The following is a 14,667-nucleotide window of genomic DNA, read 5'->3' on the forward strand; positions in this document are numbered from 1 at the left end:
CAGCAATGCTGGGGTTTTTCGTATTTGGAATAATTTTTGTGTTTTGTTGTTCTAACTGGAGGCAAAGTCAAATAGAAATAGACGGCTCAAGTACCTTCTGTTTGACCGTTATTGGGTTTAGCCTTATACAGAGACGAGTTCAAACTCAGTGCCATTTTGAACCCAGACATCGGCACTCCAGAACCCATTGTGGTTAGTGATCTTATAGTGGAAAGTTATTTAAAACTTATCTTGGATTGTAAAAGGCTCTTTGTGAGCCTTTCTAGCTTTTGAGGGTTAAATTAGTTCTTGTCGGAATCCATTTTTTTCTCTGCAAGTTTCGCTTTCTCTATCATAGGGGTTATTGTGGATCCTTGAACTAAGATGGAGAAGACCACCACAGAATAGGTCATGACGAGAATAATTTCTTTCACGTCGATAAGCTTGTCTTGAATAACCCAAATACCTGAGGGAATGGAAAGTGCCATAGCTAAGGCTAACCCACCACGCAGTCCTCCCCAAGTAAGTATTTTGACGGACCACGGGTTGTATTTTCGATGGCGCTTAAAACCAATGTAAGCGCAGAAAACACTTAGGTAGCGAGCACCTAGTACCAGAGGTATTGAAAACGCCATTAGGATCCAATCTTCCTCATGGAATTCAAACAGTAGCATGGACATACCGATCAAAAGGAACAACACGCCATTTAAAAACTCATCAACGAGTTCCCAGAAATGGTCAAGATGATCTTCGCTCTCTTTGGAAAAACCAATAAATCGGGTCCAGTTACCGATCATTATTCCCGATACAACCATCGCTAATGGGCCTGAAACATGCAAAACTTCAGCAAATGCATATCCAGCTGTTGGTATACCTATAGTCAGTAACAGTTCCATGGAATGATCGTCAGTTGAACTGATAAGATAATGGAATAGGAGCCCAAGAGCAAAACCATACACAATGCCACCAATGGCTTCTTGCATGAATAGCAAGGTGACACTTCCTACTGTTGGCGTTTCAGCCCCGAAGGCTATCGTGAATAGAGTGACAAATATCACTAGACCAAAACCATCATTAAAAAGAGACTCTCCTTCAATCTGGGTTGATATACGTTCCGGAGCGTCTAGTTTCTTAACTATTGCTAGGACCGCGATTGGATCTGTTGGTGAGATAAGTGAACCAAAGAGGAGACAATATACTAAATCAAACTGCACCCCGATAAGTTGACAGAAGCCATAGAGGACGAACCCTATAAAAAATGTTGAGAATAAGGTCGCCCCTAAAGCAAGTATTGTAATTTCCCATTTCTGATTTTTTAGGTGAGGCAGTTTAATGCCTAACCCCCCAGCAAATAAAAGAAACCCTAAAATACCTTTGAGGAGAAAATCTTCAAAGTTAATGCTAGATACTGTCTTTGAGGCAATTTCACTTAAGTGAAACCAGTTATTCTGTCCGGCGATTAGAATGAGAAGAGATAAAACCATTGAGCCAGCGGTGATAGCGATCGTTGTTTGCATCTTCCCTATCTTACTGTTTATAAAGGCTATAAGCATTGCAGCTGCAGATAAGAAACACAGAGTATAGTAAACCGACATTGAGATCTCAGAGTGTGACAAATTATGACTGAGAATTTTCTTCTCGACGTGATTAAATAGCAAACACTTTTTTGTCATTCTTAAGTGATAAATTTAGTCATTTAGCCGTCTAGACATCTTTTTGTTCTGTGTTAGGATGGATAGATAATAACAGGAACGAGGTTGTACAGTGGGAAGTGATGTAAGGCAACAGATTGAAGCTCAGCTTAAAGAACGAATTTTGCTTATCGACGGTGGAATGGGAACCATGATTCAAGACCGCCGCCTTGAAGAGCTTGATTACCGAGGCCAACGATTTGTCGATTGGCATTGCGATCTTAAGGGCAACAATGATCTCTTAGTTTTGAGCCAACCAATGCTGATTAAAGAGATTCATGCTGAGTATCTTAAAGCTGGGGCTGACATCCTCGAAACCAATACCTTCAACGCGACAACCATTGCTATGGCTGACTACGATATGGAAAGCCTTAGTGAGGAAATTAACTTTTCTGCTGCCAAGCTTGCTCGTGAATCAGCGGATGAATGGACCGCAAAGAACCCAGATAAACCTCGCTTCGTGGCCGGCGTGTTAGGTCCAACCAACCGAACTTGTTCTATATCCCCTGATGTCAATGATCCAGGTTATCGTAATGTTAGCTTTGACGAGTTGGTTGAAGCCTATTCTGAATCGACTCGTGCACTTATTAAGGGAGGGGCAGACTTAATTCTTATTGAAACTATCTTCGATACGTTAAATGCGAAAGCGTGTGCATTTGCGGTTGAATCTGTTTTTGAAGAAATAGGGACCAGTCTACCGGTGATGATTTCCGGTACTATTACTGATGCATCAGGTCGTACACTTTCGGGTCAGACGACAGAAGCATTTTACAATGCCCTGCGTCACGTTAATCCTATCTCATTTGGATTGAACTGTGCATTAGGCCCTGATGAACTGCGAGAATATGTTGGTGAGATGTCTCGTATCTCAGAATGTCATGTTTCTGCTCACCCTAACGCGGGTTTACCTAATGCGTTTGGTGAGTATGATCTTTCTCCTGAAGAGATGGCTGAGCACGTTAAGGAATGGGCTGAAAGTGGTTTCTTGAACTTAATTGGTGGTTGTTGCGGTACGACTCCTGAACATATTCGCCAGATGGCCGAGGCTGTTGAGGGTGTCACGCCGCGACAATTACCAGATTTGCCCGTCTCTTGTCGTCTTTCTGGATTAGAGCCTTTGACGATTGCCAAAGAATCTCTTTTCGTCAACGTGGGTGAGCGGACTAACGTTACGGGTTCTGCTCGTTTTAAGCGCTTAATTAAAGAAGAGTTATACGATGAAGCGTTGAATGTTGCTCGAGAGCAAGTCGAGAATGGCGCTCAAATTATCGATATCAACATGGATGAAGGGATGCTAGACGCTGAGGCGTGTATGGTTAGATTCCTTAATCTGTGTGCTTCTGAACCAGAGATCTCAAAAGTACCCGTTATGGTCGATTCTTCTAAATGGGAAGTTATCGAAGCTGGCCTGAAATGTATTCAAGGCAAAGGTATTGTTAACTCAATCTCTCTAAAAGAAGGCAAAGAGAAGTTTGTCGAGCAAGCTAAGCTGGTGCGTCGTTATGGAGCTGCCGTTATCGTGATGGCTTTTGATGAACTAGGGCAGGCCGATACTCGAGAGCGCAAAGTCGAGATCTGTACGAATGCTTATAATATTCTTGTTGATGAAGTTGGCTTCCCGCCAGAAGACATTATTTTTGACCCGAATATTTTCGCGGTGGCTACCGGTATCGATGAGCACAATAATTATGCGGTTGATTTCATTGAAGCTGTAGGGGACATCAAACGCGAGCTTCCTCATGCGATGATCTCTGGTGGTGTATCGAATGTATCATTCTCATTCCGTGGTAATAACTACGTTCGTGAGGCTATTCACGCGGTATTCCTATATCACTGTTTTAAAAACGGTATGGATATGGGCATCGTAAACGCTGGTCAGCTAGAAATTTACGATAATGTTCCAGAAGATCTGCGTGATGCGGTTGAAGATGTTGTCCTTAACCGTCGTGATGACTCGACCGAACGCTTGCTTGATATGGCAACAGAATACCTAGAGCGAGCTGTTGGCAAAGTTGAAGATAAATCTGCGTTAGAGTGGCGAACCTGGCCTGTAGAAAAGCGCTTGGAGCACTCTCTGGTAAAAGGTATTACCGACTTTATCGTTGAAGATACCGAAGAAGCTCGTGTAAACGCCTCTCGTCCTATTGAGGTGATTGAAGGACCTCTAATGGACGGTATGAATGTTGTCGGAGACTTATTTGGTGAAGGGAAGATGTTCTTACCACAGGTTGTTAAATCTGCACGTGTAATGAAGCAGGCGGTGGCACACTTGGAACCCTTCATCAATGCTTCCAAAGAAGTCGGTGCGACAAATGGTAAGATATTGTTAGCGACGGTTAAGGGAGATGTGCACGATATCGGTAAAAACATCGTTGGTGTGGTTTTGCAGTGTAATAACTACGAAATTATCGATTTGGGTGTGATGGTGTCTTGTGAAAAGATCCTCAAGGTAGCCAAAGAAGAAAACGTCGACATTATTGGCTTGTCAGGTCTTATTACCCCGTCACTCGATGAGATGGTCCATGTGGCAAAAGAAATGGAACGTCTTGATTTTGATTTGCCATTGTTAATTGGTGGTGCGACAACATCTAAAGCGCACACGGCGGTTAAAATTGAGCAAAACTATAAACATCCCGTTGTTTACGTGAATAATGCTTCACGGGCGGTGGGTGTTTGTACCTCGTTGCTTTCTGATGAGCTGCGCCCAGGGTTTGTTGAAAAGGTTGATGCAGACTACGTGCGTGTCCGTGATCAGCATAACCGTAAAAAACCGAGAACCAAGCCCATCACACTTGAGCAAGCAAGAGCAAATAAAGTCGCCATTGATTGGGCAAGCTATACGCCTCCAAGACCAGCTAGGCCTGGGGTCCATGTGTTCGATGATTTTGATGTTTCGACCTTGCGTCAATACATCGATTGGACTCCCTTCTTTATGACTTGGTCACTGGTGGGTAAATACCCTGCCATCCTTGAGCATGAAGAGGTGGGTGAGGAAGCAAAACGTTTATTCAAAGATGCCAATGATTTACTGGATCGCGTCGAGAAAGAGAAGTTGCTTAAAGCGCGTGGCATGTGTGCCATGTTCCCAGCGAACAGTGTTGGTGATGATATTGAAGTGTATACCGATGAATCTCGTACCAAAGTTTTAAAGGTTCTACACAACCTTCGTCAACAAACAGAGAAACCAAAAGGCTTTAACTATTGCCTGTCTGATTACATCGCTCCAAAAGACAGCGGTAAAGCGGACTGGATTGGTGGCTTTGCGGTAACGGGTGGTATTGGTGAGCGAGAGCTGGCTGATGAATACAAAGCGAAAGGCGACGACTACAACGCGATCATGATTCAGGCGGTTGCTGACCGATTGGCTGAAGCGTTCGCGGAGTATCTACATAAAGAAGTGAGAAAGGACATTTGGGGTTACTCGCCAGATGAGGATTTGTCTAACGACGATTTGATTCGAGAGAAGTACCAAGGCATTCGTCCTGCTCCGGGTTACCCTGCCTGCCCAGAACATACAGAGAAAGGCACATTGTGGGAGTTGATGGACGTTGAAAAAGCCATCGATATGTCACTAACGACGAGCTACGCCATGTGGCCAGGTGCCTCTGTATCTGGTATGTATTTCTCCCATCCTGATGCACGATACTTTGCTATTGCACAGATTCAACAGGATCAAGTGGAGAGCTACAGTAAGCGTAAAGGTTGGAGTAACTTAGAAGCAGAAAAATGGCTAGGTCCAAACATGAGTTAGTGTTTTAAGAAATGCTTGAAAGCACAGTGTTATTTACTGTGCTTTTTTAGCTAATTATCGCTTATTATATCATTAGAGTAGCTAGGCCGAGAAAGACTGACAGGCCAATGATGTCTGTTATGGTTGTCAATGCCATTCCGCCTGCTAGAGCGGGATCAATTTTCATCTTTTTCAGCAAGATAGGTATTGTTACACCAGCAATCCCAGCAACCAGTAAATTGGTTAGCATGGCCGCAGAAATAATGCCACCCAGCATCCAATTCCCCTTCCAAGCAACAACAATTCCACCGATGATTAGCGCCCACATTATACCATTAACTAGGCCTATAGCGGCTTCTTTCAAAAGCAATTCACGCTTGTTCGCATCACCGATATGGCCAAGGGCGAGGCCACGGATCACAAGAGCGACCGTTTGGTTGCCTGCCACTCCACCCATCGAAGGTACTATAGTCATGAGAACTGCAATGGCAGCCATTTGATCTAATGTAGCTTCGAACATATTGGATACAGAAGCTGCTGCTAATGCTGCCAGTACATTTGCACCTAGCCAGATACTGCGTTTGCGTGCCGACTTGACTACAGGAGCAAAGGTATCCTCATCATCATCCATTCCTGCCATGCTCATCATAGAATGCTCCGCGTCTTCGCGAATAACATCTACCACGTCATCAATGGTAATTCGACCAACGAGATGTTGATGTTCGTTAATGACAGGAGCAGATACCCAGTTTCGACGTTCAAATAAACTAGCGATATCAGAGTCACTCATAGTGACCTCAATTGCTTCATCTGCATCTGCCATCACTTCACTAACTTTGGTGTCAGACTGTGCAGTAACCAAAGTGGTAATGGGTAATTGTCCTATAAGCCTACTATCTTCATCAATTACATAAAGTGCGTCTGTTGCTTCTGGTAACTCCCCTTTGATGCGCAGATAACGCAGGACAACATCGACGTCAACATCACCACGAATAGTAATGACGTCGGTGTTCATTAACCCACCAGCTGTATCTTCAGGATAGGATAGAGCAGTTTCGACACGTAAGCGGTCGGAGATATCCATCTGTGAAAGTACTTCACGTGAGACGTTGTCAGGCAAGCTGCGAAGCACATAGGCTACATCATCAGTGTCCATGCCTTCAGTTGCCTCAGCGAGCATCTCCGGTTCCATTTTGGATACCAAAGCGTCTTTTACGTCTTCACTGAGTTCATCAAGTATCTCACCGTAATCTTCAGGATCGGTGAGCTGCCATAGAACATCTCGACTTTTTCGAGGAGAGGCTTCTAGCAGATGGGCAATATCTTCAGGTTCCATGTCATGCAGTTGTCGTCTGACATGAACAAATCGACCATTTTCTAGAGCTTCTGCAACTTCTTGGAGGGCTTGGTGAGCTTGATCGAATTCAATTTGCTCTGCCATTTTTTCCCCCTGACTCTATAAGCTTACAATATGTCGAATAGTAACTTAATTTTAGTGTTTATTTAATAAGTTAATACAAAGGGAATGATATTTCTTTTCTTGGCAAAGAAAATTATTCGGTTTCCTCAAATTTATCTTCAATGAGGAGGCAGACAGCATCTAATGCAGGTTTAGCATCGTTACCTTCGGCAGTAATTGTGACATGTTCACCCTGTGAAGATTCAAGCATGAGCAATCCCATGACACTATCGGCGGTGACTTCTTTTCCCTCATGGTTTTGTATTGTGAGTATTACATCAAATGATTGGGCGAGTTCAACAAGTTTTACCGCAGCACGAGCATGAAGCCCCAGTCGATTTTGGATAAGGACAGTTCTACTCTTTTGTAGCATGGTTTATCCTTTGTGAGTTTTCTCTAAACTAGCATGACGAATTTGAACTTGATGACCCATTTGAGCAAAGTGCTCGCCAATTTGCTGAGCTAAGTAAACTGAACGATGTTGACCGCCTGTACAGCCAATAGCAACGGTCAAGTAGCTACGGTTATTTTTTTCTAGCAGGGGTAGCCAATTTTCGATAAATGATGCAATTTGTTTTTTTAAATCCAATACATCTTGATGACTTTCTAGAAAAGCTTTGATTGGAGCATCTAGTCCTGTCATTGGGCGTAATGCTGGCTCCCAATGTGGATTAGGTAAAAAGCGAACATCAAAGACGTAGTCAGCGTCGCTAGGGAGACCATATTTATATCCAAAAGATTGAAATACCATGACGAGGTCTTTTCGTTCACGACCTTCAATCCGCATTCTTACCATCTCACTTAGTTCATGCAATGACTTAGTACTACTATCGATGACTAAATCGGCATACTCTTTTAGTGGTGATAGGATACAGAGTTCTTTTTCAATTGCTTGCTCTAAAGAGGTATTATCTTGGCTGAGTGTTAATGGATGGATACGCCTAGTTTCACTGTAGCGTTTTAGTAGGGTATTTTTCTCAGCATCAAGAAATAGCACACTTACATCAGAAGACTTTTTTAGTTTGGTCAGAACATTGGTGAGTAAATTAGGCTCGGTTGGTAAGTTACGTATATCAATACTAACGGCGACATTTTGCTTACTGGACTTGACGGATTTCACAAATTTATCCAATAAGTCTACAGGCAAATTGTCTACGCAGTAATAACCCATATCTTCTAGAACGCGAAGTGCGATCGTTTTTCCTGCCCCAGATTGCCCACTGATAATGATAAGGCGCATTACTGATTAACCATAATATTGTAAAGCTCTTGATCTGACTTAGCTTTACGTAATTTCTTGAGAATTTGTTTATCGCTTAATCGTTCTGCCATATTCGAAAGAGTTTTTAAATGCTCTTTGCATTGTGCGTCAGGTACTAGAAGGGCAAAAAGAAGATCGACTGGTCGATTGTCTATAGAATCAAACTCAATAGGAGACTCGCATTGCAAAAGAACAGCTACTGCTTTGTCTGTCGACTGCATACGGGCATGTGGTATGGCAATGCCATTACCAATACCTGTGCTGCCTACCTTCTCTCGGCTGAGCATGCACTCAAAAAGGTCAGTAGGGTTTTGTCCTGTGCGCAGTGCGACAATTTCACTTATCATCTCAAGTGCTCGTTTCTTGCTAGTACATTGGACTGCACTTTTCGTACAGTCCAATGATAAGATTTCACTTAGTTGCATAGTATTTAGTGTGTGTTTAACTTCTTTTTGTGTTTATTCAGCTGTCTAATCAATTTATCAACCAAAGAGTCTATCGCAGCATATATGTTTTCTTCATCTGCAGAAGCATGGATTTCGCCTTGATTGACATGAAGGGTAGCTTCTGCGATTTGGCGAAGTTTTTCAACTTTTAAAACAACATGCACGTTGTTTATATGGTCAAAGAAGCGCTCAAGTTTTTGAAACTTTTCATTTACGTAGTCTTGCATTGAATCAGTGAGCTCAATGTGGTGGCCATTTATATTGATTTGCATAGACTTTCCTTCTTGGTTAGAGGCCTAAAGTAGGCGTTTTCGCTGACTTGAAGGGGCAATGCCTAGAGATTCTCTGTATTTCGCTATTGTCCGTCTAGCGACCTGAATCCCTTGGTCAGCAAGTAAAGCTGCAATCTTATTGTCACTGAGTGGCTTGGCACTATTTTCAGCAGCAACTAGCTTTTTAATTAAAGCTCTGATCGCAGTGGATGAACACTCTCCGCCATTATCTGTACTTACGTGGCTGGAAAAGAAATATTTTAATTCAAAAATACCTCGTGGAGTATGCATATACTTTTGGGTCGTAACCCTTGAAATAGTAGATTCGTGCATATCTACATCTAGTGCAACGTCATTGAGTACCATAGGTTTCATTGCTTCCTCACCGTACTCGAAGAAATCACGTTGATGTTCAACGATGCATTTCGCTACTTTTAGTAAAGTTTCATTCCGACTTTCTAGGCTTTTTATTAGCCACTTAGCTTCTTGGAGGTTAGAGCGAATATATTGACTGTCTGAACTGCTGCCTTTTCCAAGTGCTGCATATTGTTGATTCACTTTTAATCTTGGCATTGAATCTGGATTTATCGTAACCAGCCATTTTCCATGTTCCTTAAATACAGATACATCTGGGACCACATATTCTGCATGTTCAGCAGAAATATTACTCCCTGGGCGAGGGTCTAGCTGCTGGATCAATCCCAAAGCTTCTTTTAAATCAGATTCTTTTAGCCTTGCCTCTTTTATGATCAACTTATAATCACGATTGCCTAGTTGATCTATATAGTCAGAGAGTACAATCTTGGCTTCTCTTAGCCATGGTGTATCTTCAGGGAAAGCAGCGAGTTGTAAAAGTAGGCAGTCTTGCAAGTTATTTGATGCGACTCCCAATGGATCAAATTGCTGAACACGTTTACGAACGGCTTCAATTTCTTCTAGTTCAATATCTTCATTGTTAAAGCTTTCGAGAATGTCTTGAGTCGAAATTGTTAAGTAGCCGTAGTCATCGATAGCATCTATGATAGCCATGGCGATAGTTCGGTCAGTGTCACTAAACGGTGTCAAACCTAGTTGCCAAGTGAGATAGTCATGCAAAGACTGAGTTGTTTCACCTTGATAAACGGGGATGTCATCGTCGAATGCTAGGCCTGTACTCCCTGTGTTAGCGCTATATACATCTTCCCAAGTGGTGTCTATTTCAAGCTCGTTACTTATCTCTGATGTTTCGATAAGTTCAGAGCTATCTTTTACTTCAGGTTCCGGGGCTTCAGCATTGTCCTCTTTCTCATCATTTACAGGCTTATCTTCAAGATTTGAGCTTTCTTCTCCACCTTCTTCAACTTCTAAAAGTGGATTTGAATCTAGAGCTTCTTGAATCTCCTGTTGAAGATCTAAGGTTGACAATTGCAGCAAGCGAATAGCTTGTTGCAATTGTGGGGTCATAGCTAATTGTTGTCCTAGCTTGAGTTGTAATGAGGGTTTCATTCAGTATTACTTGCCTTAGATGCTATAGAATCTTACCGTTCTTCATTTTAATCATAGACGGAATTGTTCACCGAGATAAACTTGTTTTACTTGTTCATTGTTGAGCACCTGAGAGGGAGTGCCTTCAGCAATCAAATGTCCTTGACTGACGATATACGCCTTCTCACATACGTCTAATGTTTCTCGTACGTTATGATCTGTGATAAGAACACCCAGCCCACGATCGCGTAAATGTTCAATGATCTTTTTAATATCAATGACAGATATCGGGTCGACGCCAGCAAAAGGTTCATCCAACAAAATAAACTGAGGGTTGGCCGCTAGCGCTCGAGCAATTTCTACGCGGCGACGTTCTCCTCCAGATAATGCCATTCCAGCACTGTGCCTAATATGTTGGATGTGAAATTCTTCCAATAGATCTTCAAGTTTATCTTGGCGCTGTTCGCGAGTTAGTTCTTCGCGTGTTTCCAAAACAGCCATAATGTTGTGTTCAACAGAAAGCTTTCTAAAAATGGAGGCTTCTTGTGGTAAGTAGCCTATTCCCATGCGAGAGCGGCTATGCATAGGGAGAATGCTAATATCTTCATTGTCAATGGTGATTGAGCCTTCATCACGAGCAACAAGTCCAACTATCATGTAGAATGATGTGGTCTTACCTGCACCATTAGGGCCTAATAGACCGACAATTTGTCCTGAAGTAACTTCTAAACTAACATCAGTGACAACTTTTCGGTTGCCATAAGTTTTTGCTAAGTGCTCTGCTTTGAGTTTTGCCATAGTTACTCTTGGATCGTTTGTGGCTGAAGAATCGTTTTCACACGTTCACCAGTCTGGTTACCATCAGCGATAAGTTTTTGAGAAGAGATCTTGTAGCGAATTTTTTTGCTACGAATTTCACTGTCATCTTGAGATAGCATTGCCTTTTCAATCATTATCAATTCATCTTTAATGACTTTGTAGTAAAGCTCTTTTGCTTCACCATAGAGTGTTTTACCATCATCGGTGAGCTGGGAGAAGGTGGCGAGATCGCCGTATCCCTCAATTTCTTGAATTGAGCCGTCTTTTGGATTCCTAGTGACGATAACTTTGTCAGCAGTAATATTGATGCTGCCTTGCTTAAGTGTTACATCTCCGATGAAAGTTGCTTTATTACTCTGCATATCAAGCTGTTGAGTAGCAGAGTCGATATATGCTAGCTGATCAAGGTCGGTAGACAGCGCTAGCGCTGGTCCGGAAATCAGTAAAAAAGAAATTAGACTAAGGTGTGACAGTTTCATATCTACTTTTTACATTATTATATAGGGTTGCGTTGTTCTCAGCAAAATTGCCTTTCATAGCTTGACCTACGGTTTCAAATTGTGGGCCAATTAGAGTCACTTGGTTGTCAGCCCAAAAATCACGATTATCCAACTGGATATTGAGTATATCCGTAGACATGGTATCGAAACCAGATTCGGGTAGTAGGTTTTTTGCTAAGACATTCTCATAGAGAGTCAGTACATGGTCTTTATCAAGAACCCCGCGTTCAGCGGTTACCTGCCACTCTTGTGTTGTTCCTTCTTTGTACACTTTTAATACAGGGTGATCAAAAATCGTGTCACCGCTTTTGGAGTAGTGATCGAGTTTAACAGAAGTAATGACATAACTGCGAATTCCTTGTTCGTTATAAGACGTATTTATTAAACTTTCGCCACTAAACATAGGTAACTCAGTACTTGGCTCAACTTGAATATCGTAGCCTTGGCTTCTCTCTAACAGATAGTATGTGGACCAAGAGATAACAAATACCAGTATCAGGTAACCGATACGGGAGAAACTCATATACTTAAACCTTTGTAGACATCAAGTTCATTACGTGACTGTAAAATAAGGTCACAAACTTCTCTAACTGCTCCATGACCACCCGGAGTGTGAGTTACATAGTTTGCTCGCTGAACTAACAGCGGATGTCCGTCTGCAACACATACTTTTAATGCAACCTTTTCCATCACAGGCCAATCAATGAGGTCATCACCGATATAGCCAGTATGTTCTGGTGCAATATTTAATTTGTCACATATATCATTGTATGCTGTTAATTTATCTTCTTGACCTTGGTATAGTAATGAGATACCAAGAGCATTCATACGGGTTTCTACAATACGTGATTTTCGTCCGGTGATAATCGCGAATTCCACCCCTGATTTCATTAGGGACTTAACACCATAACCATCTCTTGTATGGAAGGTTTTTAATTCTTCTCCATTGTTTCCCATGTAAATGAGTCCGTCAGAAAACACACCATCCACATCGCATATTAACAGTTTAATATTTTTGGCAATATTAAATGTATTTTGTTCCACTGATTTATAAAGAGTTTTAATCATTGTCGCCATTACATCACCCCTGCTTTTAATAAATCGTGCATGTTTAATGCACCAACAACCTTATTTTTGTCACACAAAATAAGGCCATTAATAGATTTATCTTGCATTAAATTTAACCCTTCAGCGGCAAGAATATTGGGATTGGCTGTGGTCGGGTTAGTTGTCATAACGTCACTGATTTTGGCATTATGTATGTCAATACGTTTATCGAGTATCCGGCGGAGATCACCATCAGTGAAAATACCTACAAGTCTTTGATCCTTGTCTACAACGGCAGTCATTCCTAGACCTTTCTGGGTAATCACTAGTAAAGCATCTCTGATAAGTGTTTCAGGAGTGACTAAAGGTAGATTTTTACCAGTGTGCATGATGTCAGAAAGTTTAAGCAGCAGTTTTCGGCCTAGAGATCCTCCTGGGTGAGATAAAGCAAAATCTTCAGCTGTAAATCCACGCGCTTGAAGTAAAGCGACCGCTAAAGCATCTCCCATGGCTAAAGTCGCTGTTGTGCTTGCAGTAGGCGCTAAGCCCAAAGGACAAGCCTCTTTAGGGACTGACACTTGTAAATGATAATCTGATAGTTTGGCCATGTTCGAGAAGGGTTTTCCAGTCATACTGATGATCTTGATATTCAGTCGTTTGAGAACTGGGAACAAAGCTAGGATTTCCGAAGACTCACCAGAATTTGAAATTGCAAGGAGAATGTCACCAGCTTTAATCATACCGAGATCGCCATGGGCTGCTTCACCAGGGTGAACAAAAAATGCAGAGGTACCTGTACTTGCTAGAGTAGCTGCAATCTTTTTTCCAATATGACCTGATTTACCCATGCCCATGACAACTATCTTGCCGCTATGATTGGAAAGAATCAGTTCACAGGCATGAGTGAAATCTTGGTTTACATATTGGTCTAGCTGCTCAAGGGCCTCTATTTCAGTTCTCAAGACTGCGAGAGCAGCCGAGCGAAAATCAAACATGTTAAACTCCCAGCGAATAAAGAAAATTAAGCGGTCATATTTAGGATTAAATATCCTTGGTATGAGATAAAGCAGAAAAATAGTACAGCACCTTCAATACGGTTAACACTTCGTGATTTTCCCAGTGCCATGGCAACCAAGAGTAAAGAAACTCCCAACATTATCCAAAAATCTCTTCCCATCGCATACTGGCTTATTATCGATGGATTCAAAATGCCAGGAATTCCCATTACTGCGAGAATGTTAAAAACATTCGAACCAATGATATTACCAACGGCCATATCGTCTTCACCTTTCATAACACCTGCCAATGATGCTGCAAGTTCTGGTAAACTCGTCCCTACGGCAATAATAGTCAGCCCGATAACAAGGTCGCTCATTCCAAAATATTGTGCCACATAGACGGCATTCTTAACTAAGGTATCTGCAGCGATAGGCAAGATGATTAACCCAATGATCACCCACATAGTAGCTTTGCCATTGCTGACACCTTTGGGAACTTCTGATTCTTGTTCTTCAAGTAATGGATCGGGTTGGCCACTTTTTTGTTCTTTTCGGCTAATACTCAACATAGCTATAATAAATGCTGCAAATAAAACAAAAAGTAGTACGCCTTCATAGAACCCTAATCGGCTGTCCCACAGCACAATACCAGCCAGGATAGTGACCCCGATCATAAGTGGCAATTCTCTACGTAAAACTGCTGAACTAATAGAAAGAGGTTTAACCATTGCAGTAATGCCGAGAATTAATGCGATATTGGCGATGTTTGACCCCAACACATTACCAACTGCTGTATCTGTTTTTCCGCTTAATGCGGCGGTTGCTGAAACCATCATTTCTGGAGCGGAAGATCCCATAGCTAAGATAGTCATACCAATCACCAGAGGTGAAATGCCGATATTTCGTGCCAATGCGGCTGCGCCAAATACGAGTTTATCAGCGCTCCAAACTAAAAAGATTAACCCAACAACTAGAAACGCAATCGCTTCAAACATGATGAT

14 protein-coding genes are annotated in these 14,667 nt (G+C 42.1%); 1 reads left to right on the top strand and 13 read right to left on the bottom strand.

The annotated features are described in order from the left end of the window. Nucleotides 1-281: 281 nt before the first annotated feature. Nucleotides 282-1,652, bottom strand: a complete 1,371-nt coding sequence (locus KO511_RS10470; protein ID WP_436840221.1) for a cation:proton antiporter — start codon at nt 1,650-1,652, stop codon at nt 282-284. A gap of 91 nt (nt 1,653-1,743) precedes the next feature. Here KO511_RS10470 and metH point away from each other — a divergent pair, with 91 nt between their 5' ends. Further along, complete coding sequence (gene metH / locus KO511_RS10475; protein WP_215987384.1) at nt 1,744-5,421, top strand: methionine synthase; 3,678 nt, start codon at nt 1,744-1,746, stop codon at nt 5,419-5,421. 64 nt (nt 5,422-5,485) lie between these two features. On the opposite strand, the gene mgtE is transcribed toward metH, so the two are convergent. The 12 genes from mgtE to KO511_RS10535 form a co-directional block, all read right to left on the bottom strand. After that, nucleotides 5,486-6,841: a magnesium transporter gene (gene mgtE, locus KO511_RS10480; protein ID WP_215987385.1), complete on the bottom strand. Its 1,356-nt coding sequence runs from the start codon at nt 6,839-6,841 to the stop codon at nt 5,486-5,488. A 112-nt stretch (nt 6,842-6,953) separates the two neighbouring features. Then, on the bottom strand, nt 6,954-7,232 hold the full coding sequence (locus tag KO511_RS10485) for an HPr family phosphocarrier protein (protein ID WP_215987386.1): 279 nt from the start codon (nt 7,230-7,232) through the stop codon (nt 6,954-6,956). Between the two features lie 3 nt (nt 7,233-7,235). After that, nucleotides 7,236-8,099 (bottom strand): RNase adapter RapZ, encoded by an 864-nt coding sequence (gene rapZ, locus KO511_RS10490; RefSeq protein WP_215987387.1) that lies wholly within the window; start codon nt 8,097-8,099, stop codon nt 7,236-7,238. Then, nucleotides 8,099-8,545, bottom strand: coding sequence for a PTS IIA-like nitrogen regulatory protein PtsN (ptsN, locus tag KO511_RS10495; RefSeq protein ID WP_215987388.1), 447 nt, complete (start codon nt 8,543-8,545; stop codon nt 8,099-8,101). Before ptsN ends, rapZ begins: the two co-directional genes overlap by 1 nt. Nucleotides 8,546-8,550: 5 nt before the next feature. Next, complete coding sequence (hpf, locus tag KO511_RS10500; protein ID WP_215987389.1) at nt 8,551-8,838, bottom strand: ribosome hibernation promoting factor; 288 nt, start codon at nt 8,836-8,838, stop codon at nt 8,551-8,553. A 24-nt stretch (nt 8,839-8,862) separates the two neighbouring features. Next, entirely contained in the window at nt 8,863-10,323 is a 1,461-nt protein-coding gene (locus KO511_RS10505) for an RNA polymerase factor sigma-54 (RefSeq protein WP_215987390.1), read from the bottom strand. Between the two features lie 51 nt (nt 10,324-10,374). Then, nucleotides 10,375-11,100 (bottom strand): LPS export ABC transporter ATP-binding protein, encoded by a 726-nt coding sequence (gene lptB, locus KO511_RS10510; RefSeq protein WP_215987391.1) that lies wholly within the window; start codon nt 11,098-11,100, stop codon nt 10,375-10,377. Between the two features lie 2 nt (nt 11,101-11,102). Beyond that, nucleotides 11,103-11,600 (bottom strand): lipopolysaccharide transport periplasmic protein LptA, encoded by a 498-nt coding sequence (gene lptA / locus KO511_RS10515; protein WP_215987392.1) that lies wholly within the window; start codon nt 11,598-11,600, stop codon nt 11,103-11,105. After that, nucleotides 11,581-12,144: an LPS export ABC transporter periplasmic protein LptC gene (lptC, locus tag KO511_RS10520; RefSeq protein ID WP_215987393.1), complete on the bottom strand. Its 564-nt coding sequence runs from the start codon at nt 12,142-12,144 to the stop codon at nt 11,581-11,583. The genes lptA and lptC overlap by 20 nt, the downstream gene beginning before the upstream one ends. After that, entirely contained in the window at nt 12,141-12,698 is a 558-nt protein-coding gene (gene kdsC, locus KO511_RS10525; RefSeq protein WP_215987394.1) for a 3-deoxy-manno-octulosonate-8-phosphatase KdsC, read from the bottom strand. The genes lptC and kdsC overlap by 4 nt, the downstream gene beginning before the upstream one ends. Further along, nucleotides 12,698-13,663, bottom strand: a complete 966-nt coding sequence (locus KO511_RS10530; RefSeq protein ID WP_215987395.1) for a KpsF/GutQ family sugar-phosphate isomerase — start codon at nt 13,661-13,663, stop codon at nt 12,698-12,700. The genes kdsC and KO511_RS10530 overlap by 1 nt, the downstream gene beginning before the upstream one ends. Before the next feature lie 26 nt (nt 13,664-13,689). Continuing rightward, on the bottom strand, nt 13,690-14,661 hold the full coding sequence (locus KO511_RS10535) for a calcium/sodium antiporter (protein WP_215987396.1): 972 nt from the start codon (nt 14,659-14,661) through the stop codon (nt 13,690-13,692). Nucleotides 14,662-14,667: the final 6 nt, after the last annotated feature.

The organism is Vibrio hepatarius (assembly GCF_018860525.1).
Lineage (GTDB): Bacteria > Pseudomonadota > Gammaproteobacteria > Enterobacterales > Vibrionaceae > Vibrio > Vibrio hepatarius_B.